This is a genomic window from Streptomyces sp. S3(2020) (assembly GCF_013044505.1).
In the GTDB taxonomy this organism is placed as follows: domain Bacteria; phylum Actinomycetota; class Actinomycetes; order Streptomycetales; family Streptomycetaceae; genus Streptomyces.
On the sequence record NZ_JABERD010000025.1, the window covers coordinates 16467 to 36319 of the forward strand.

The following is a 19853-nucleotide window of genomic DNA, read 5'->3' on the forward strand; positions in this document are numbered from 1 at the left end:
CGGAGGCGAACGCGGAGAGGAGCCGCGCTGCTCTGCGGGAGCGGAACATCGCTGGTCCTTCGGTTCGGTTTCTGTGGAGCCGATGGTGCGGGGGGTGGTGTCACAGCAGGGGGGGCAGGTCTCACACGGGGGAGTCGCGGGTGTCCGACCACGCCCGCCAGAGAGCCGCGTACGGCCCCGCGGCAGCGCGCAGTTCGTCATGCGTCCCGGTCTCGACGATGTGTCCGGCGTCCATGACGACGATGCGGTCGGCGCCGGCGGCCTGGCTGAGACGGTGCGCGACGATCAGTGCGGTACGGCCGTCCACCGCCCGGGCGACCGCCTTCTCCAGGGCGCGCGCTCCGGCGCTGCCCGCCTCCGCGGTGGCCTCGTCGAGGATCACCAGCGGTGGATCGGCGAGGATCAGCCGGGCGAGGGCCAGGGCCTGCGTGCGGTCGCCGCTGAGCCGGTGGCCGCCGTCGCCGACGACCGTGGCGAGGCCGTCGGGCAGCGCCTCGGCCCAGGCCAGGGCATCGACGCGGTCGAGCGCGGCACGCAGTTCGTCGTCGGTGGCGTCGGGCCTGGCCAGACGGAGGTCGTCGGCGAGGGAGCCCGCGAAGACATGGGTCTCCTGGGTGATCAGCGCGACCGTGCGGCGGGCGGCTCCCGGGCTCAGCTCGGTCGGCGGGACACCGCCGACCAGGACGGTGCCGGCGGTGGGCGGCTGGATGCCGGCGACCAGTCTGGCAAGCGTGGTCTTGCCGGCTCCGCTGGCGCCCACCAGGGCCACCCGTTCACCGGGACGGATCGTCAGGTCGATGTCGTGCAGGACGAGATGGCCCGGCCGGTACGCGTGGTCGAGGTCGCGCACGGTGACCTCGACGCGGCCCGTCTCGACGCGGCGGGTCGATTCCGGGGGCGGGGGCTGGTCGGTGACACCGATGAGCCGGGCCAGACCGGCCATGGCCGACTGGGCGTCGTCGAGGAGGACGAGGGCGGCGTTGACGGGGGTGAACAGGCTGTGGAAGTACAGGGCGGCCGCGGTCGCCGTGCCGATGGACGCCGAGCCCTGGCGCACCAGCCAGTAGCCGGTGAACAGTACGGCGGCCAGGCCGATGTACTCGGCGATGTGCAGTCGGCTGTAGAAGCCCAGGACCAGCTGGATGCCGCGCATCGTCAGTGCCACGACGGACCGGGACCGCTCGGTGACCCGCCCGGCGTGCTCCCGCTCCAGGCGGAACGCCCGCACCGTGGAACTGCCCGCGACGGTGTCGAGGAGTTGCTGCTGCTGGGCGCTCGCGGCCGTGCGCTGCTCGGCGTAGAGCGGCACGGCCCGGGCGATGTACCAGCGCGCGGTGGCCGCCTGTACGGGGACCGCCAGCAGCGCGGCGAGCAGGAACCGCCAGTCGAGCAGCGCCATCGCTCCCAGGGTGAGGACGATGGTCAGCAGCGAACGGGCCAGCTCCGGCAGGGCGTTGCGCACCGCCTCGGCGATCAGGGACACGTCCGCGGTGACCCGGGCGGTGAGATCACCGGCGCCGGCCCTCTCGACCCGCTCCAGCGGCAGGCCGAGGGCGCGTTCGACGAACCGCTCGCGCAACCGGGCCAGTGTCGTCTCGCCCAGCCGGGAGATGAGCGACAGACCGAACCCCGAGCTCGCGCCCTGCGTCACGGCCACGGCCACGAGCAGCGCCGCGGTGACGGTGATGGCGTCGACGGACGCGCGGTCGGCCGCCAGGTCCACGATCCGGCCCAGCAGCGGCTGCACCAGCAGCCCGACGGCGGTGGAGGCGACCGTCACCGCGAACGCGGTCAGCGCCAACCGCCTTTGCGGGCGCAGGAGTTCCATGACTCCGGCGCGGGTGCGCGCGGGCGTGGCGACGGGCAGCAGGTCGGGCCCGGACGCGCCGCCGGTCCCCGCCTCGGCCTCGGACCGGGTCATGCGAGCACCGCCGTCCGGTAGGCCGCGTTGTCGTGGACCAGCTGCTCGTGGGTACCCGTCGCGGTGACCTGGCCGCCGTCGAGGACGACGACGCGGTCCGTCACGGCGAGGAGAGCGGGGCTGGTGGTCACCACCACGGTGGTACGTCCCTCGCGTACGTCCCTGACTCCGGCGGCGATCCGTGCCTCGGTGACGGCGTCGACGGCCGTGGCGGGTTCGTGCAGGACGAGGACCGGAGCGTCGACGGCCAGCGCGCGGGCCAGGGCGACACGTTGCCGTTGTCCCCCGGAGAGCGAATGCCCGCGCGCGGTGACGGCCGAGTCGAGGCCGTCGGGCAGGGTACGTACGACCTCGTCCGTGCCGGAGGCGGCGATCGCGGCGGTGACGGGCGCGCCGGTCCGGGAGCGGGCCGCGGCGGCGACGTTGTCGAGGAGCGTGCCTTCGAACAGGTCCGCGTCGTGCTCGGCGACCAGGAGCGCGGCCCGCAGCTCCGCGAGGTCCAGCGCGGCCAGCTCGGTGCCGTCCAGTTCGACGGCTCCGGAGTCGGGGTCGGCGTGGCGGCCGAGGCAGCGCAGCAGGGCTGTCGCGTCGGCCGGGTCGGTGGCGACGACACCGACCGACTCACCGGGCGCGATGTCGAGATCCAGGTCGCGCAGGGACCCGTACGACAGGCCGCGCAGCCGCAGCCGGCCCTCCACCCGGCGCGGCACGGTGCCGGTGGTGGCCGGCTTGTGCGCCACGGCGTGTTCGGCGCCGAGGACTTCGGCGATACGGGCGGCGGACGCGCGTCCCTGGGCCAGCTCGGCGTTGACCCAGGAGAACTCGGAGAGCGGGCCGATGAGGAACAGGGCCAGCGCGACGGAGGTGACCAGCTCGCCGAGGCCGATGTCGCCGCGTGCGGCCAGGCGTCCGCCGACGAGTACGACCAGGGCGAGGAACGAGCCGGTGAGCATGGTCACGACCCCGCTCTGCCAGGCCTCGGCACGGGCCGCGCGCAAGGTGGCGGTCAGCGAGTCCCGGCTCACCCGCCGGTAGCGGGCGACGGCCGCCTGCTCGGCGCCGATGCCCTTGAGGACACGCAGTCCGGCCACGAGGTCCGCCGCGACGCCCGAGGCCCGCGCCGCACGCTCCTGCTCGGTCTCGCTGCGCCGCTCCAGGGGCTTGCTCAGCAGGTGCACCAGCCACAGCAGCAGGGGAGTGCCCAGCAGGACGAGGAGTCCGAGGGGCAGGGACACCCGCAGCAGGACGACCGCGCCGACCGCCAGGCCCGTCGTGGCCGCGACGCCGACGATGAGGGCCATGGTGACGGCGCCGACGCGGCGGGCATCCTCGGTGGCCACATTCGCCAGTTCGCCGGGCAACCGGCCTTCGTCCGCGCCTCCTTCGGGAGCGAGGAGCCGGTCGATCAGTTCGGTTCTGAGGTGGTGCGCGGCGGTCACGGAGGCCCGTTCGCCGGCGCGGGCACCGAAGCGGAAGCTGAAGGACAGCCCGACGTAGACGACGGCCAGGACGCCGAGCCACAGCAGCAGAGCGGCGGCGTCACCGTCCACGACTCCTTGGTCGATGGCCACACCGATGAGCACCGGCACGAGTGCCTCGCCCGTCTGGTGGCCCATGGACAGCACCGCGCCGAGTGCGACGTCACGCCGCTGTCCTCGTACCGCGCGCCACAGGACGTGACGTCCCGGGAGGTCCGCTTCTCTCACGCATCCCTCCGGAGCGGAAATCACAGCAACTGAACACCAGCCGCACAAACTTAGGTAAGGCTAACTACAACTCTTCGGCTCGGCTACCCCTTTGAGGTGGCGAGGGAGTCTCCGGCGCGGTGTCGTCGACCCGGACGAGCCGGTAGCGGTGCTCGAACGCCGAGACGCCCCGTCTGTCGCCGCGCTTGGGCCGGGCGCGCCGCGCCGCGAGGATCAGCGCGTTCAGCGTCGGGTGCTGCCTGCGGAGTCCGTTGAGGGCGTTGAGGGTGACGCCGGCGGCTTCGGCCGCGGGTGCGTGCCGGGCGCCCGCGCGAACCGCCCTGAGCAGGACGCGCAACGCGGCGGGTGTCAGCGGCGCCGGCTTGCCGTTGCCGCCCGGGGTGTGCAGTCGGGCCAGGGTGCTCGCGGCTGCCATGGCCGCCGCGAACGAGGGGTTGTGCGCCTGCCAGTTGCGCAGCAGCCGTTCCGGGACCCCGGCGGCCACGGCGCAGCCGGCCGGACCGAGGCCGAGTGCCGCCGCCCGTACGGCCTCGGCCATGCGGGTCAGCGTCTCCTCGCGCAGAGTCGGGCTGCGGCCCAGGGCCGCGAGGAGATCGGCGTCGAGGTCGTCCTGCGCGACGAGCCGCTCAAGGACGCCATCGGTCCATGCCGCCGACTCGCGGGCAGGGTCGACTCCTTCATCCATCGGCACCCCCAATTAGGTTAGCCTTACCTAATCATGTGTGTGTTCTAGGTGCCAGCTGTTTGCCCGTGCGGGCCGCGCACGCCTCATCGGCGGCTGCGCATGAGGAGATGGAGGAAGTACGGCGTACCGATCACGGCCGTCATCAGGCCGGCGCCGAGCTGGGCGGGTGCGATCGCGGTCCGGCCCAACAGGTCCGCCGTACAGACGAGAACGGCCCCGAGAAGGACAGCGACCGGGACCACCCGGGCATGCTGTCGGCCCACCAGGGCGCGCGCCGCGTGGGGCGCCACCAGCCCCACGAAGCCGATCGTGCCCGCGGCCGCCACGGCGGTCCCGCTGAGCAGCACGCTCAGCGCGAGGAAGCCCAGCCGGGCGCGGGACAGACCGAGGCCCAGGAGTCTGGGGGTGTCCTCGTCGAGCGATGTCAGGTCGAGTTCGGTGCGCCGCGCCACCGCGACCAGCACACCCAGCGCGAGCACGACGGCGAGCGGAACCACGTCCGGCAGGGTGCGCCCGTAGGTGGACCCCGACAGCCAGGTCAGCGCCTTCGTCGCGTTGAACGGATCGGTCAGCACGATGAGCAGGCTGATCAGCGCGGCGGTCCCGGTGGCGACACCGAACCCGACGAGGACCAGCCGGTTCTGCCGGAACCCGCCGCGCGCGGCGAGCCCGAACACGACGACGGAACTGACGGCGGCGCCCGCGAACGCGGCACCGGCCAGACTCCACGATCCGGCGTCCGACGTCGTCGTGACGAGGAGTACGGCACCGAGCGCGGCCCCGCCGGAGACGCCCAGGATGCCGGGCTCGGCCAGCGGATTGCGGGTCACGGCCTGGACCAGCGTGCCGGCCAGCGCGAGCGCCGCACCGGCGAGGAGCGCCGCGAGGACCCGGGGCACCCGGGTGTCCAGCACGAAGCCGACGGTCCGACCCGCCCTGCCCTGGGCCCAGTTGACCACGTCCCCCAGCAGCAACTTGCTGTCACCCAGGAGTACGGCGGCGATCGTCACGCCGACGAGCACGGCCACCAGCACGGCCGTGGTGGTCAGGAAGACAGCCCTGCTCCGGATACGCAGCTTGTCGGACGCGGCGGCTCCCGCACCGTCCCGCACCCGCGTCGCCATCACGATCAGGAACACCGCGCCGACCAGACTGGTGGCCACCCCGGTCGGTACGGCGACCGCGACGTCCGCGGGCACGAAGGCCCGCAGGAGCACGTCCGAGCCGAGGACCAGCACGGCACCCACGAGCCCCGCGACGGGAAGCGCCGCCCGGGTCCGCGTGAACGGGCGGATCCTGCGCGCCAGAGGACGGACGAGGGCGGGCGCGCACAGGCCGACGAAGCCGATCGGCCCGGCCAGGGTGACGGCGGCCGCGGAGAGCAGCGCCGCGAGGACGACCGCGGTGAGCCGGGTGGCGCGGACCGGGACCCCCAGACCGCGGGCCGCGTCGTCGCCCAGGGACAGGGCGTCGATACGGCGGGCCAGCAGGAGCAGCCCGGCCAGTCCCGCGAGACCGACGGGCGCCATCTGGAGCACGCCGTCGAAACCGTTCTGGGCGATGCTGCCCTGGTTCCACTGGTAGAGGCCCTCGGTCTCCTGCGGGAACAGCAGGAGCAGCCCCTCGGTGATGGCGGTGAGCCCGAGGGCGAGGGCACTGCCGGCCAGGACGAGCCGGACGGTGCCCGCCCCCAGACCCGACAGACCGAGCACGACGGCCGCCGCCGCGAGACCACCGACGAACGCGACACCGGAGGAGGCGAGCAGCGGCAGCGAGACACCGGTGACCGCGGCCAGACCGAGCGCCAGATAGGAGCCGGCGTTCACCGCGAGGGTGTCCGGCGAGGCCAGCACATTGCGGCTGACCGCCTGGAGGGCGGCGCCCGCCACGCCGAGGACGGCCCCGACGAGCAGCCCCGCGGCCGCCCTCGGTAGCCGGGAGGCGATGACGACGGACGCGTCCGCCGGATCGGCCCGGCCGATGAGCGCCTTCCACACCTCCCCGGCGCCGACGGCGGCCGTGCCCTGCGTGATGTCGACGACCGCGAGGGCCGCGACCAGCAGGGCCAGCGCGGCCGTCACCGCGGCCGCGCCCGTCCGGGACGTGGCCGTCGACGGACGGGTGGCGGGAGTTGTCGCGGTGACGGCCACGGTGCTACTTCGTCAGCTCGCCGACGAGGGCGTCGATGTAGGCCTCCATCGACTTCTGGCCGCCGAACATCCAGATGCCGTCGGGCAGCCGGTGGACATTGCCCTTCTTCACGAACGGCAGGGTGGTCCACACCTTGTCCTCGGACAGGGAGCCGCCCTCGGTGAACGGCGTGCTGCTCTTGTCCCCGTCGTTGGCGATGAAGGCGAACCGCACGTCGTCGCCCAGCTTGGTGAGGCCCTCGACGTCGGTGGTGCCGAGCCCGTAGTCCTTGTCGCCCTCGACGGTCCAGGCGTTCTTCAGACCGAGTCGCTCGTTGACCGCGCCGATGAGCGAGCCGCTGGTGAACGGCCGGACCGAGACCTGGTTGGAGATGTCGTAGCCGTCGGCGAAGGCGACCTCCGCACCGCCGAGACCGGCGTCCGCGAGGGCCTTCTTGCCCTCGGCGACCTTCGCGTCGAACTCCTTCTTCAGCTCGTCGGCCCGGTCGGTGGTGCCCGTGGCCTTGGCGATGAGGGCGAGGTTCTCGGTCATCTGCTTGACCGGGTCGGCGGCGTTGGCGGAACGCACCTCCAGCACCGGCGCGACCTTGCGCAGCTGCTTCACGGCGGCCGGCGGCAGGTCGGTGCTGGCGACGATGAGGTCCGGCGCCAGGGCGGCGACGGTGTCCATGCTGGGCTCGCCGCGGGTGCCGATGTCCTTGGGCTCGTTCTTCAGCGGGACCACGGAGTCCCAGGTCTTGTAGCCCTTGACGTCGGCGACGCCGACCGGGTCCACGCCCAGCGATATCAGCAGCTCGACCTCGTGCCACTCGGTCCCGATGACCTTCTTGGCCGGCCCGTCGAGCTCGACCTTCGTGCCGGAGGCGTCGGTGAGCGTGATCGGCTCGGCGCTCTTGGGCGCCTCGGAGCTGTCGGCGGCGGGCTCCGTCGTGCCGCATGCGGTCAGGGCGAGGGCCGCGACGGTGGCGGCCGCCGCGGTCATCAACAGGCGTCTCATGAGGGTGTACTGAGCCTTTCGCTTCGCGTGTGGTGTCGGCCGACCGCGCGGGTGCGCAGCCGGCCCGTGACGGGGTCGGTGTCGACTTCGACGCGGATGCCGTACGTGTCGGTCAGCCGCCGCGGTGTCAGGACGTCCTCGGGCAGGCCCTCGGCGATGACCCGCCCCTCGTGCAGCAGGACGATCCGGTCGCCGACGGCCGCGGCCTGGTCCAGGTCGTGCAGAACGGCGCCGACGGCGATCCCGTGCTCGTCCGCCAGATCGCGGATGAGGTCGAGAAGCTCGATCTGGTAGCGCAGGTCGAGGTAGGTCGTCGGCTCGTCCAGCAGGAGCACGCCGGTCTCCTGGGCCAGGCAGGAGGCCAGCCATACGCGCTGGAGCTGCCCTCCGGACAGGTGCTCGACGCCTCGCCCTTCGAGTTCCGTGACGCCGGTCATGGCGAGCGCGCGGTCCACCGCCGCCCGGCCGTCCGGATCCGTCCTGCCCCAGCGGCCCCGGTACGGGTAGCGGCCGAACTCGACCACGTCCCGCACGGTCAGCCCACTGGGCGTGGGACGCCCCTGCGTCAACAGGGCGACATGACGCGAGAACTCACGGGAGGTCAGCGCGAGGCCGTCGACATCCGCGTCGATGACGAGCGTGGCGGACCGAGGCCGCTGAAGCCGCGCGAGGGTGCGCAGCAACGTCGACTTCCCGCTCCCGTTCGGTCCCACCAGAACGGTCACTTCGCCGGGCCGCAGCGCCAACGCCGCGCCATGCACGACATCCACGCCCTCGTACGCCACGGTGACATCCGTGGCCGACAGTTCATGACCGCGGGCACGGCCGGCCGCGGAGCTCTCTTCACCGACATTCACACGGCGAAGGTTAGCCTAACCTAACAGCTTCCTGTGAAGGCCTTGTGCTGCCCATACGCAAGCCGAAAACCCGCCAGTCGTCGCGAGCTCCCGAAAAAGGCTTTGAGCGAGTCCGAGCCCCGCTGCTACCTTCGCGCTGGACCGTGAAGTCGTCGTAGGGAGGTGAGCCCCGTGAACACAGTTACCCGTGGGTGCTCCCTCATCCCGTCACGGTCCGGCGGCTGACGTTCGGTGTCGCCAGGAGCGCCTGAGATCGAGGCACTCCTGGAGGGAGACTCCGATGAACACAACACCTTTCACTTCTGGCCTGAGCGACCACGCGGTGACGATCACACGCGTCGCGGACACGCAATGGCACGCACTCGACGACGACCTGGTGGTCGGCCGCGGGCATGCCCAGCACCGTCCGGACGGACGTCTGTTCGTCAGCATCGACGCCTGGCACGACACCGCCTTCGACCGGCTCGCCGAGGCGATGCTGGCGCAACTGCCGACGCCGCTGTACACGGTGGTCGACGAAGCCGACGTCGAGCTGACGGCCGGCTGGCGGCGGGCCGGATTCACGACCCTGCGCCGCGAGTGGGAGTACGTCGTACCGACCGACCCCCAGGTCACAGGGCTCGAAGCACTCCTGCCACCACCGGGCGTGACGATCGTGCCCGCCGGTCAGACGCACGAGGGCCCGCTGCGAGCGGTGGACCGCGCGATCCGTGACGAAGTCGAGGCGACCGCCGGATGGCAGTCGATGCCCGCGGAGGTGATCCCGCGTCCCGTAGGGGACACCATCGTCGACCCGTCGAAGTACGCGGTGGCCGCGGCACCGGACCGCTACCTGGGCCTGATCCGCGTGGTGACGGTGATCCGGCCGCGCATCGGGCTGGTCGCGGTCCGGGCCGGCGAGCAGCGCCGCGGCATCGCACGGGCACTGCTGGCCCACGCCCTGGGGAGGCTGCACGACTCCGGGTTCACCGAGGCGTGGACCGAGGTCCACGAGTCCAACCGAGCGGCCTCCGCGCTGTTCGAGGGCGTCGGCGCCCGGCCGATGAGCAGCAACCTGGAGCTGGTTCGATGACGAAGCACAAGAACGTCATCGAAGTCGAGGGCAAGGTCGTGGAGTGCCTGCGCAGCGCCATGTTCACCGTGGAGCTCGGCAACGGCCACCAGGTGCTCGCGCACATCAGCGGGAAGATCCGCAAGAACTACATCAAGATCATGCTGGAGGACCGAGTACTGGTGGAGCTTCCGCCGTACGACCTGACGCGCGGCCGGATCGTGTTCCGGTACCGGAACTGACGGCGGTCGGCCCCTTCCGCGTCACCTGATCCCGGGGTCCGGTCACAGGGTTTCCGTGACCGGACCCCGCCAGGGTGCGTTCGCCACGGTCGCCGGGGAGGTGAGTCCCAGAGCGCGGTTGTCCTTGCCGTCCCGCAGGTGGTCCAGCCAACGTTCGTACCAGGAAAGGAAGTCCGGGGCCGAGGAGACGTTCGGGGGCCAGAAGCCGTCGGCGTTGCCGATGAGCATGCGGCCGGTGAGGGGACCGGTCACGCCGATGAGGCACAGATCGGTGCAGCCCATCTCGACGATGTGGAGGAACAGGTCTCCTCGCAGCGCGTCCGGGTGGTCCACGTGGTGGAATCCCCGCGGAGTGCCGTCCGGCGGCTGCCGGTCCATGGTGTACAGCCTGCACTCCGCCAGCGGAAGCAGACCGTAGAAAGGGCCGGCACCGCTGCCCCCGAGTTCGACAAGGAACGTGCGGTACGCCGCAGGCAGTTCGATGTGGTGCTCGCCCTCGAAGGCGTCCGCCCGCGCGGAACTGATGCGCGGGCCGACACGAAACGCGTGACGCTCGGCGCCCTCCGAGTGGCTGCGCCCCACCTGGTACGGGACCTTCGCCAGCTTCGAGCGGATACGCGATGTACGGGAGTCCATCGGAGGATCTCTTCTCTCGTCCGGCGCCACGGCGAGAGCGTGGTCCGCCCTCCCCGGTGCCGTCGGCAAAGCCTACGAGATCTTCGCGGGCCGGGTCAGTTCCTGAAGGGCGACCGGCATCTGTGGGCTTTCGAGGGGATGCCAGGACGAAGGAGCCCTCGACGACGGCGGGAGCCGCCGCTCCGAGGGCGTGGGAGCACAGGGCCACGCCTTGGGGTGTGGTACTCAGGTGGCCGGGCCGTGGGTGAAGAGGTCGTTGAGATGGGCCCGGACGGCAGCCCGGAATCCGGGCGCGCGTCGGTCGAGCACAACGGTTCGGCGGCGCCCAGCAGTTCAGCGTCGTAGGCATCGATACCCGGACCCGGCCAGGCCCGCACCTGCCGGACCATCCCGCATCCACCGACCGCCGCCACAGCCCGGCCGAGAGAATGTGCGCGTGGATGTCGATCCAGGCAGGCTGTGTTCGACGCAAGGGTGAGAGAAGGCCATCAACACGAGAGGTGAAGGCCATGCCCAAGGTCCGGGTGCACAACGTGACGATCTCCCTCGACGGCTTCGTCGCCGGCACGAACCAGCGACTGGACGCCCCCTTCGGTGACGGCGTCGGCTGGGGCGACGAGCTGCACAGCTGGTTCGTCTCCGCGTCGGAGGACGCCGCCGCCGGCAAGACCGGAATCGACGTCGACCACTTCGTCCGCGGCGATCAGAACATCGGCGCCACGATCATGGGCCGGAACATGTTCGGGCCGCAGCGCGGGCCGTGGCAGGACGAGTCCTGGAAGGGCTGGTGGGGCGACAATCCGCCCTACCACCACGACGTTTTCGTGCACACCCACCATCTGCGCCCGACGCTGGAGATGGCCGGCGGAACGGCCTTTCACTTCACCGACGAACCGGTGGAGACGGTGCTGCGGCGTGCGTTCGACGCCGCGGACGGCAAAGACGTCCGGATCGGCGGCGGCGCCGCGGTCATCCAGCAGTACCTGCGCGCCAGGCTGATCGACGAGCTCCACCTGGTGATCGCGCCGATGCTCATCGGGCGAGGGGAGCGGCTGCTGGAGAACCTGGGCGAGGGGACCGACGGCTACCGCGTGGCCGAGCTGGTCGGCTCCCCGACCGTCACCCACGCGCTCCTGGTCCGCCGCTGACACCCCCGGCGACGGGCGGCGGCGCCCACTCTGTCCGTTCCCGTGCCGGTGAACCGCCACCGGGTCCGGTCAGGCAGGACGCCGCACCCGGTCGGCGATGTCCTGTGTCAGCTCCAGATGATCGTCCTCGAGATTCCACTTCCCTTCCCGGTAGGCGTGGTTGGTCACCCAGAACACCATCGTCCCGTCGCGGCGGAACTCCGCGACGGTCGCCAGCGACCAGTCGTTGCCCCCGTCGTGCCAAGCGAACCGGTCGTCGTCGGAGCCGACGACGACCCAGCCGTACCCGTAGGAGCCGTCGACCTCGGGTACCCGCACATGCGGGGCGAACAGCTTCAGCTTCGCGGCGGGGGACAGGACGGCATCCCCGGTGAGGGCGCGGTGCCAGCGGAACATGTCCCGGGCGGTGGAGAGCATCCCGCCGTTGCCGCGCAGATTCCAGTACGGCCCGTCAGGAGCCCATGGGTGGTCCATCGGCCGTCCCTGTGCGCGCCCGTGCTCGTCGTACTCGACGGCGACCTGCGCGCGCCTCCAGTCGGGCAGCACATAGCCGGTGCGGGTCATCCCGGCGGGTCGGAACAGGTGCCGGGCGAGGAAGTGTTCGTAGCTCTCCCCGGAGACCTTCTCGATGACCGCGGCGAGCAGGCTGTAGCCGAGGTTCGAGTAGTGGAACTCCTTGCCGGGACCCGATTGCAGGGGGGCCTTCATCGCCTGGGCCAGCATCTGTGCGCGCGTCAGCGGGTCGTAGTCGTCGCCGAGCGACTGGGGCAGGCCCGCCGTGTGGGTGAGGAGCTGGTGCAGGGTGATGGTCCTCTTGTCGTCGGGCACCCGTCCGAGATGCCTACCGATCGGGTCGCTGACCTGGAGCTTGCCGGCCATCTCCAGTTTGAGGATCGCTGCGGCGGTGAACTGTTTCGTGATCGACATGACGTCGTACACGGTGTCGCAGGTCGCGGGGGCCTTTGCCGCACGGTCGGACAGTCCACGCCCCGCACAGTGCGTGAGCCTGTCCCCTCGGGCGGTGGCCACGGTGATGCCGGGCCCCTCGGGGAGCGCCCCGTCGAGGAAGCGTTCGACGGCCGGGTCGATGGGGTCCCGTACCGAGGCCGCCTGTTTCCCGTCGCCGGTCCCCGTTCCGGCCACGGTGTGGACATCCGAGCACCCGACGAGTGCGAGCGCGAGCAACAGCGCGAGGGAACCGAGGCGGGCCACGCGTACCTCCAAGACAAAGACAAAGACAAAGACAACGAGAACGACGACGACAGATGTGAGGCCGAGGCTGACCGCCGCTCCCCGAACCCTTCAACACCGGGTCTGTGCGAGCTTGTGCGAGTTCCTGTACGCGCAGGTCAGCGCCGCACACCGAATCGGAGGGACACCCCTGTGACGCCACCGCCCGTGCCGCCCCGCACCGCTGAACAGGCCGCTTTCATGGCCGAGTTGCGCCGTCTCAAGGCCTGGTCGGGCCTCAGCTACCGGGAGTTGGAGCGTGCGGCGGCCGCGGCGGGCGAAGTGCTGCCGTACTCGACGGCCGCGACCATGCTCCGCCGGGACCGCCTGCCCCGCGAGGCCGTTCTCGTCGCCTTCCTCGTCGCCTGCGGACTCGGCGCCGAGGACACCCGGCGGTGGGTGGCCGCCCGCCGCGAACTCGCCATGGGCGCACGGCCTTTGCCCGCCCCGGCCCCGCAGCCGTCCGTGCGGCGACGCCCGCCGCGCCTGCTGCTCGCGGTCGTCGGCGCCGCAGCGGCCCTCTCGTTCCTGGCCGGCGTCGGCGTGACAGCGATCGGCACGTTGACCGTGCAGGAGGAACAGACGGTGGAGGACATGCACCGGCCCTGAAGCCCCACGTGCGATGGGCGCCCCGAGGTACCGGGTGGCCTTCCGGCCAACTTCAGCCGGCCGGCCGCCGTACCGCCTGTGACGGATGGACAGCCGGCGGTCTTCTGTGCGCAAGCTTCCGCCCGCAGGATCTGCATGTCCATGGCACTCTCGACGGTAAGGAAGCGCCTGTGAGAACGACGCACCGCACCGCACGAAGAGCGGCGGCCACCGCCGTGCTGGCCACCCTCCTCGCCACGTCCCCCGTCACCGCGGCGGACCTGCCGACGGTGACCGCCACGAGCGAGACCGCCGCACTCTACGACGACGCGGCCGGCGGCAACTCCGACGCCGACGACCCCGCGATCTGGCGCGACCCCGCGCACCCCGGACGCAGCCTCGTCGTGGCCACCGCCAAGGAAGGCGGCCTACGGGTCTACGACCTGGACGCCCGCCTCGTGCAGTCCCTGAAGGCCCCGAAGCTGCCCGCCGAGGACGACGCCCCGGGGCGCTTCAACAACGTCGACCTAGTCTCCGGTCTGCGCACCTCGACCGGGCGGGCCGACGTGGCGGTCGTGAGCGACCGCGGCAACGACCGCCTGCGGATCTACCGCATCGCACCCTCCCGCCCCGGCGGCCCCCTCACCGACATCACCGACCCGGCGGCAGCGCCCGTCTTCTCCACCGACCAGGCCGAGATCAACGAACAGCGCACCGCATACGGCCTGGCCACTTGGAAGGACACGACCACAGGACGGTCGTATGCCCTGGTCAGCCAACGTGAACGCACCCGCCTGGCGCTGCTCGAACTCGTCCCGGCCGCAGCCGGCACGGTGGGCTACCGCAAGGTCCGCACCCTCGACCTCCCGTCCTCCTTCCGGCTGCCGAACGGCACCTCCTGGACCCCCTGCCTGGAACCCGGCGAACTTCCGCAGGTCGAGGGCATGGTCGTCGACCCGGCCACCGGCACGCTCTACGCCGGCCAGGAGGACGTGGGCATCTGGCGGCTGCGCGCGGACCTCACCGGCAGGCCCGTCCTGGTGGACAGGGTCAAGGAGTACGGCGTGCCGGGGACGTACGACGAGGAGAGCGAGGAGTGCGCGCCGGGTGCCGACCCCGGATACGGCGGCACCCGCCTGTCGGCCGACGTCGAAGGCCTGACGCTCTATCAAGAGCGGGACGGGGACGGCTACTTGCTCGCCTCCGGTCAGGGCGACAACACCTTCGCCCTGTACGACCGCGAGGTGAGCGAGGGCAACGAGTACGAGGGCGGCTTCCGGATCGCCGCGGCCTCACCGGACCTCGACAGCGTGGAGGAGTGCGACGGAGCGGCCGTCCTGAACGCCCCGCTGGGCGACCGTTATCCGCGCGGCCTGCTCGTGGTCCAGGACGGCCAGGAGACACCCGAGGTGCCGGACGGCGAGGGCGGCACGCGTACGGCGACCGGCTTCAAGTTCATCGACCTCGGCGCGGTCGTGGACGCCACCGACATGTGATCCTTCCGCGGTGTTCGAGCACATCGGGCTGGCGGGTCCGGCATGGAGAGTGCGTGAAGACTGCCGGAACGTGGCAATGAAGTGCCCCGTCGCTCTGTGTGAGGCTCTGACCAAGCCGGAGATCAGCGACGGGGTGAGAGGGGGACGGCACATGGCCTGGTTCCTCGGACTCGGCATCACGGGGGTAGTGCTGCTCGCCCTGTCGCTGGTCTTCGACGGCGTACTGGACAGCGCTCTCGACGGTTCGCTGGACGGCGTTCTCGACGGGTGGTTGTCGTTGCCGGTCGTCGCCGCGTTCGTGGCGATGACCGGCTTCGGCGGGGCCATCGCCCTGGGCGCGGCGGGCGCCGGTCCCGGGGGCGCCACGATCGTGGGCGCCGCGTGCGGGGCGGGAACGGCCTGGCTGACCTACCGTTTCAGCCGTGTCCTGATGCGTGATCAGACAGCCTCCACCCCGACCGGGAACGACCTCGTGGGTACGTCGGGCAGCGTGGTCACGGCCATCCCGGTGGACGGTTACGGCGAGGTGCTGCTCCGACTCGCCGGTCAGCCGGTCAAGTTCGCCGCCCGCAGCGCGGGTCCGGTGGCGCGGGGCGCCGAGGTGTGGGTGGAGGCGGCGCTGTCCGCCACGTCGGTCGCGGTCCGTCCCGTGGACCGCTGATTCCTCTTCGATTCCCTTTCTTCTTCGATTCCCTTCTCTTCTCTCTTTTCTTCTTTCGTACGTGATTCGGGGGCGTTGTAATGAGTCCTGTCGTCTTTGCCGTGGTGGGAGTGGTCGTACTCCTCGTGTTGCTGGCACTGGTCGTGGTCACCCGCTACAAGGTCGCGGGTCCGAGTGAGGCGTTCATCGTCACCGGCCGGCGGGGCAAGAAGGCTACCGACCCGGACACCGGCCGGGTGTTCACCGACAACAGCGGGCAGAAGGTCGTGGTCGGCGGCGGGGTGTTCGTCGTGCCGTTCGTGCAGCAGAAGTTCACCCTCGACCTGTCCTCCCGGCACATCCCGGTCGCGGTGCGTGCCGCGGTGACCCTGCGCGGGGTGAAGGCCAATCTGGACGGCGTCGCGATCGTCAAGGTCGGTGGCACGGAGGACTCCATCCGGGCCGCCGCACAGCGGTTCCTGATGCAGCAGGACGGCATCGTCGGCTTCACCCAGGAAGTGCTGTCCGGTGCGCTGCGGGCCATCGTGGGGCGGATGTCGGTGGAGGACGTCATCCGTGACCGGGCGGCGTTCGCCGGGCAGGTCGCGGAGGAGGCGGAGGCGAGCCTGTCCGGGCAGGGCCTGGTGCTGGACGCCTTCCAGATCCAGGACATCACCACCGAGGGCTCCTACCTGGAGGATCTGGGCCGGCCGGAGGCCGCCCGCGTCAAGCAGGAGGCGGACATCGCCGAGGCCGTCGCCCGGCGGATCGCCGAACAGGCGCGGTTGAAGGCCGAGGAGGAGATCGCGGTCGCTCAGCGGACCTTCTACCTCAGGCAGGCCGAGATCAAGGCCGAGACCGACGAGGCCGCGGCTCGCGCCGCTGCTGCCGGGCCGCTGGCCGAGGCGGCCCGGGAGCAGGAGATCCTCACCCAGCAGGAGAAGGTCGCCGAGCGGCAGGCCGCGCTGACCGACCGTCAGCTCGACACCCAGGTCCGCAAGCCGGCCGATGCCCAGAGGTACGCCGCCGAACAGGAGGCCGAGGCCAAGCGGGTGGCCCGGGTCAAGCAGGCCGAGGCGGAGAAGGCGGCGGGCATCGCGGCCGCGCAGGCCGAGGCCGAGCGGGCCCGGCTGACGGGCGAGGGCGAGAAGCAGCGCCGTAGCGCGCTGGCCGAGGCGGGGGCCGTCGAGGGTCTGAAGCAGGGTGAGGCGGAGCGGTCGCGGCGTGCGGCGATCGCGGAGGCGGTACGGCTGGAGGGCGAGGCCGACGCGGCGGCCATCGGCGCGAAGGGCGCGGCAGAGGCCGAGGCGATGCACAAGAAGGCCGAAGCGTTCCAGCGGTACGGCGACGCGGCGATCCTCCAGATGCTGGTCGAGGTGCTGCCTGAGGTCGTGGCCAAGGCGTCCGAGCCGCTCAGCGCGGTGCAGAAGATGACGGTCATCTCCACCGACGGCGCCGGCCGCATTCCCCGCGCGGTCGCCGACAATGTCGCCCAGGGCCTTGAACTCCTCGGCTCCACCACGGGCGTCGACCTTGCGGAGCTCCTGAAGGGCGTCACCCAGCGGGCCTCGGCGAAGGCCGGGGAACAGCTCAACGGGAAGGTCGAGATCACCCACTGAATCTCGCCAGGACCCGTTCACCGTGCGCGTGGTGGGCGGGTTCTCGTCCGTTGTCGAGCTCTCGTGAACTCGATGTCGATCTTTGCCTTTTGGCGTGCGCTAAACTCCTGATCCGAGCGCTATCGCTCTGGTGAGCGAATTCTCGCTCAGTCGTGAAGTCATGGTCGGCGGTTGGGCCGCTGACGTGAGCCGGGGGGTGTGACATGGGCCGGGTCGTTCGCGTACGCGTCCACAACTCCGCCCGTGACAGCGTCCCTGATACGGGCGGCAGCGCCGACCCGAGCCACGTCCTCGCAGGCTGACGCTCCCCGCCACCGAAACAGCCGTTCCCGGCTTGCCGTTGACCCAGCGGCAAGGGCGCCTTCGCCCTTCTCCGAGCTGAGCCGCCTCGTCGGCCTTGCGGGCAATCCGCACGGCTGTCACCCCTGCCCTGCCCCGGCACCCGCAACAGGCACAGACGCCGCCACCCAATCCCCTCGACGGAGGAGTGACGCCCGTGCACGACACCACCGCCATGCTCATCGAACTCGGAGCCATCATCCTGGCCCTGGGCCTGCTGGGCCGCCTTGCCGGGAAGGTCGGCTTCTCGCCGATACCCCTGTACCTGCTCGCCGGACTCGCCTTCGGCCACGGCGGCATCCTGCCGTTGCAGGCCAGCGAGGAGTTCGTCGCCACCGGAGCCGAGATAGGTGTCATCCTCCTGTTGCTGCTGCTCGGCCTGGAGTACAGCGCCTCCGAACTCGTCGCCAACCTCAAGACCCAATACCCTTCCGGCGCAGTCGACTTCGCCCTCAACGCCACCCCGGGAGCGGTGATGGCGTTCCTGCTCGGCTGGGGGCCGGTGGCCGCCGTCGCGCTGGCGGGTGTCACCTGGATCTCGTCCTCCGGCGTCATCGCGAAAGTACTGGGGGACCTGCGAAGGCTCGGCAATCGCGAGACCCCGGTCGTCCTGAGCATCCTTGTCCTGGAAGACCTCTCCATGGCCCTCTACCTGCCTGTCCTCACCGCCCTGCTGGCCGGCGTGAGCCTGGCGGGGGGCGCGGTCACCCTGCTGATCGCCCTGGGCACGGTCGGCGCGGTCCTGTATGTCGCCCTGCGCCATGGCCGGTTGGTGAGCCGGGCGGTCTCCTCCGACAGCGCCGAGATGCTTCTGCTGGTCGTCTTCGGCCTGGCCCTGCTCGTCTCCGGGGTCGCCCAGCAGATGCAGGTCTCCGCGGCGGTGGGCGCGTTTCTGGTCGGCATCGCCCTGTCCGGCGAGGTCGCCGAAGGCGCAGGCAGCCTTCTCACCCCGCTGCGGGACCTGTTCGCCGCGGTGTTCTTCGTCTTCTTCGGCCTGCACACGGACCCCGCGGACATCCCGCCGGTCCTCGTTCCGGCACTCGCGCTGGCCGCCGTCACCACCTTGACGAAGATCGCCACCGGCTACTGGGCGGCGCGACGAGCCGGGATATCGGTGAAGGGCCGGTGGCGGGCCGGCGGCACGCTGGTCGCACGCGGTGAGTTCTCCATCGTCATCGCCGGACTGGCCGTCGGCGTCGAACCCGGGATCGGCCCGCTGGCCACCGCCTACGTCCTGATCCTGCTCGTACTCGGACCGCTGGCGGCCCGATGGACCGAACCCCTCGCCCGCCGCCTCACCACCCGCCCCGGGAACGGCGGTTCGCTCGACACGATCGTGCCGGCCGAGCCCGGCGAAGTGGTGCCCGCGAACGGCTGAACGCGGCAGCATGCGGACGACGACACCCGAACCGAACAGGGATGACATGAACAACCAGAGCACAGTGGAGATGTTCCTCGACGGATTCGAGACGATCCTCACGGACGCCACGAGCACCGGGCGCCGCCTGACCCGTGACGAGATCGAGTCCCGCCGGGTCCTGGGCGCACGGGCGGCCCAGGCCGGACTCGGCTGGCGCACCCTCGTACGGGCCCACCTCGTGGCCAGCCGCGCCGGCCGGCCACGAGCGGCCGATCCGGACAGCGTCCTGACCGTCGTCGAACAGGCGGTGGACGCCTTCGCCGACGGATACGAGCACGCACAGCGCCTCGTCATCCGCAAAGAAGAGGCCGCCCGCCGGGAGTTCATCGACGACCTGCTCCACGGCCGCGGCGACCCGGGCCGGCTCGCCGCGCGTTCCGAACGGTTCGGGCTGCGGCTGTCCCGCGCCCACGCGGTGGCCGTGGTCGAAGGTCCGGAGAAGTACGACGAGACCGACCCCGTCCCCCGGCAGGTGGCCGACGAACTGTTCGCACGCTTCGAGAACCGCCGGATCCTGTTCACCACCAAGGACGGCCGCATGGTGTGCATCGCCCCCGCCGACCAGGACGACGTCCTCACCCATTTCGCCAAGCTCGCCTACGCCGCGACCGGCCAGGCCCAAGCCGCCATCGGCCGGCCAAGACCGGGCACGATCGGCATCGGACACAGCTACGAAGAGGCCCTCAACGCGCTGGACGTGGCCCAGCGCATGGGCCTCGACGAGCCGGTGCTGCGCGCCGCCGAGCTGCTGGTCTTCCCCGTCCTGGCCCGGGACCGGCAGGCACTCGTGGACCTGGTACGCAACACCGTGGGACCACTGGAACAGGCACGTGGCGGAGCGCGGCCCCTGCTCGACACGCTCACCGCCTACTTCGACAGCGGCTGCGTGGCCGCGGTCACGGCCCGGCGGTTGTCCCTCAGCGTCCGCGCGCTCACCTACCGGCTGGACCGCATCCACACCCTGACCGGTAGCGACCCGACCGACCCCGGCCACCGCTACACCCTCCAGACCGCGGTGATCGGCGCCCGCCTCCTCGACTGGCCGACCAGACCCCTGCACACGGCCGGCACATCTCCCTAGACGTACGGGAGACACAGGGGACGCGGGCCCGGCAAGCAGGCACAGCG

General features: G+C 71.4%; 17 protein-coding genes. 9 read left to right on the forward strand and 8 right to left on the reverse strand.

What is annotated here, in order from left to right:
- Positions 1-121: 121 nt before the first annotated feature.
- The 6 genes from HLK59_RS11285 to HLK59_RS11310 form a co-directional block, all read right to left on the reverse strand.
- A complete protein-coding gene (locus HLK59_RS11285) occupies positions 122-1921 on the reverse strand; it encodes an ABC transporter ATP-binding protein (RefSeq protein ID WP_171141213.1) in 1800 nt (599 codons plus the stop codon).
- Positions 1918-3627 carry an ABC transporter ATP-binding protein gene (locus HLK59_RS11290; RefSeq protein WP_171141214.1) on the reverse strand — a complete coding sequence of 570 codons (1710 nt, stop codon included), beginning with the start codon at positions 3625-3627 and terminating at the stop codon, positions 1918-1920. The genes HLK59_RS11285 and HLK59_RS11290 overlap by 4 nt, the downstream gene beginning before the upstream one ends.
- Positions 3628-3691: 64 nt before the next feature.
- Positions 3692-4312, reverse strand: coding sequence for a hypothetical protein (locus HLK59_RS11295; protein ID WP_171141215.1), 621 nt, complete (start codon positions 4310-4312; stop codon positions 3692-3694).
- An 83-nt stretch (positions 4313-4395) separates the two neighbouring features.
- A complete protein-coding gene (locus HLK59_RS11300; RefSeq protein ID WP_171141216.1) occupies positions 4396-6462 on the reverse strand; it encodes an iron ABC transporter permease in 2067 nt (688 codons plus the stop codon).
- Between the two features lie 4 nt (positions 6463-6466).
- Positions 6467-7459, reverse strand: a complete 993-nt coding sequence (locus HLK59_RS11305) for an iron-siderophore ABC transporter substrate-binding protein (protein ID WP_171141217.1) — start codon at positions 7457-7459, stop codon at positions 6467-6469.
- Positions 7456-8316 (reverse strand): ABC transporter ATP-binding protein, encoded by an 861-nt coding sequence (locus HLK59_RS11310; protein ID WP_171141218.1) that lies wholly within the window; start codon positions 8314-8316, stop codon positions 7456-7458. Before HLK59_RS11310 ends, HLK59_RS11305 begins: the two co-directional genes overlap by 4 nt.
- Positions 8317-8596: 280 nt before the next feature.
- Here HLK59_RS11310 and HLK59_RS11315 point away from each other — a divergent pair, with 280 nt between their 5' ends.
- On the forward strand, positions 8597-9388 hold the full coding sequence (locus HLK59_RS11315; protein ID WP_171141219.1) for a GNAT family N-acetyltransferase: 792 nt from the start codon (positions 8597-8599) through the stop codon (positions 9386-9388).
- Positions 9385-9609, forward strand: coding sequence for a translation initiation factor IF-1 (gene infA, locus HLK59_RS11320; RefSeq protein ID WP_171141220.1), 225 nt, complete (start codon positions 9385-9387; stop codon positions 9607-9609). Before HLK59_RS11315 ends, infA begins: the two co-directional genes overlap by 4 nt.
- A gap of 42 nt (positions 9610-9651) precedes the next feature.
- On the opposite strand, the gene HLK59_RS11325 is transcribed toward infA, so the two are convergent.
- Positions 9652-10245 carry an SMI1/KNR4 family protein gene (locus HLK59_RS11325; protein ID WP_171141221.1) on the reverse strand — a complete coding sequence of 198 codons (594 nt, stop codon included), beginning with the start codon at positions 10243-10245 and terminating at the stop codon, positions 9652-9654.
- Between the two features lie 509 nt (positions 10246-10754).
- On the opposite strand from HLK59_RS11325, the gene HLK59_RS11330 reads away from it, so the two are divergent.
- Positions 10755-11393: a dihydrofolate reductase family protein gene (locus tag HLK59_RS11330; RefSeq protein WP_171141222.1), complete on the forward strand. Its 639-nt coding sequence runs from the start codon at positions 10755-10757 to the stop codon at positions 11391-11393.
- Positions 11394-11462: 69 nt separating this feature from the next.
- Here the strand turns inward: HLK59_RS11330 and HLK59_RS11335 are convergent, their stop codons facing one another.
- Positions 11463-12605 (reverse strand): serine hydrolase domain-containing protein, encoded by a 1143-nt coding sequence (locus tag HLK59_RS11335; RefSeq protein WP_346779700.1) that lies wholly within the window; start codon positions 12603-12605, stop codon positions 11463-11465.
- Between the two features lie 171 nt (positions 12606-12776).
- Here HLK59_RS11335 and HLK59_RS11340 point away from each other — a divergent pair, with 171 nt between their 5' ends.
- The 6 genes from HLK59_RS11340 to HLK59_RS11365 all read left to right on the forward strand — a co-directional run bounded on the left by HLK59_RS11340 (position 12777) and on the right by HLK59_RS11365 (position 19806).
- Positions 12777-13232, forward strand: coding sequence for a hypothetical protein (locus HLK59_RS11340; RefSeq protein ID WP_346779701.1), 456 nt, complete (start codon positions 12777-12779; stop codon positions 13230-13232).
- Between the two features lie 215 nt (positions 13233-13447).
- Positions 13448-14707, forward strand: a complete 1260-nt coding sequence (locus tag HLK59_RS11345) for a phytase (protein WP_346779705.1) — start codon at positions 13448-13450, stop codon at positions 14705-14707.
- Between the two features lie 151 nt (positions 14708-14858).
- Positions 14859-15368: a hypothetical protein gene (locus tag HLK59_RS11350; protein WP_171141225.1), complete on the forward strand. Its 510-nt coding sequence runs from the start codon at positions 14859-14861 to the stop codon at positions 15366-15368.
- 80 nt (positions 15369-15448) lie between these two features.
- On the forward strand, positions 15449-16966 hold the full coding sequence (locus tag HLK59_RS11355) for a flotillin family protein (RefSeq protein WP_171141226.1): 1518 nt from the start codon (positions 15449-15451) through the stop codon (positions 16964-16966).
- Between the two features lie 496 nt (positions 16967-17462).
- A complete protein-coding gene (locus HLK59_RS11360) occupies positions 17463-18683 on the forward strand; it encodes a cation:proton antiporter (protein ID WP_171141227.1) in 1221 nt (406 codons plus the stop codon).
- A gap of 46 nt (positions 18684-18729) precedes the next feature.
- Complete coding sequence (locus HLK59_RS11365; RefSeq protein WP_171141228.1) at positions 18730-19806, forward strand: helix-turn-helix domain-containing protein; 1077 nt, start codon at positions 18730-18732, stop codon at positions 19804-19806.
- Positions 19807-19853 lie beyond the last annotated feature (47 nt).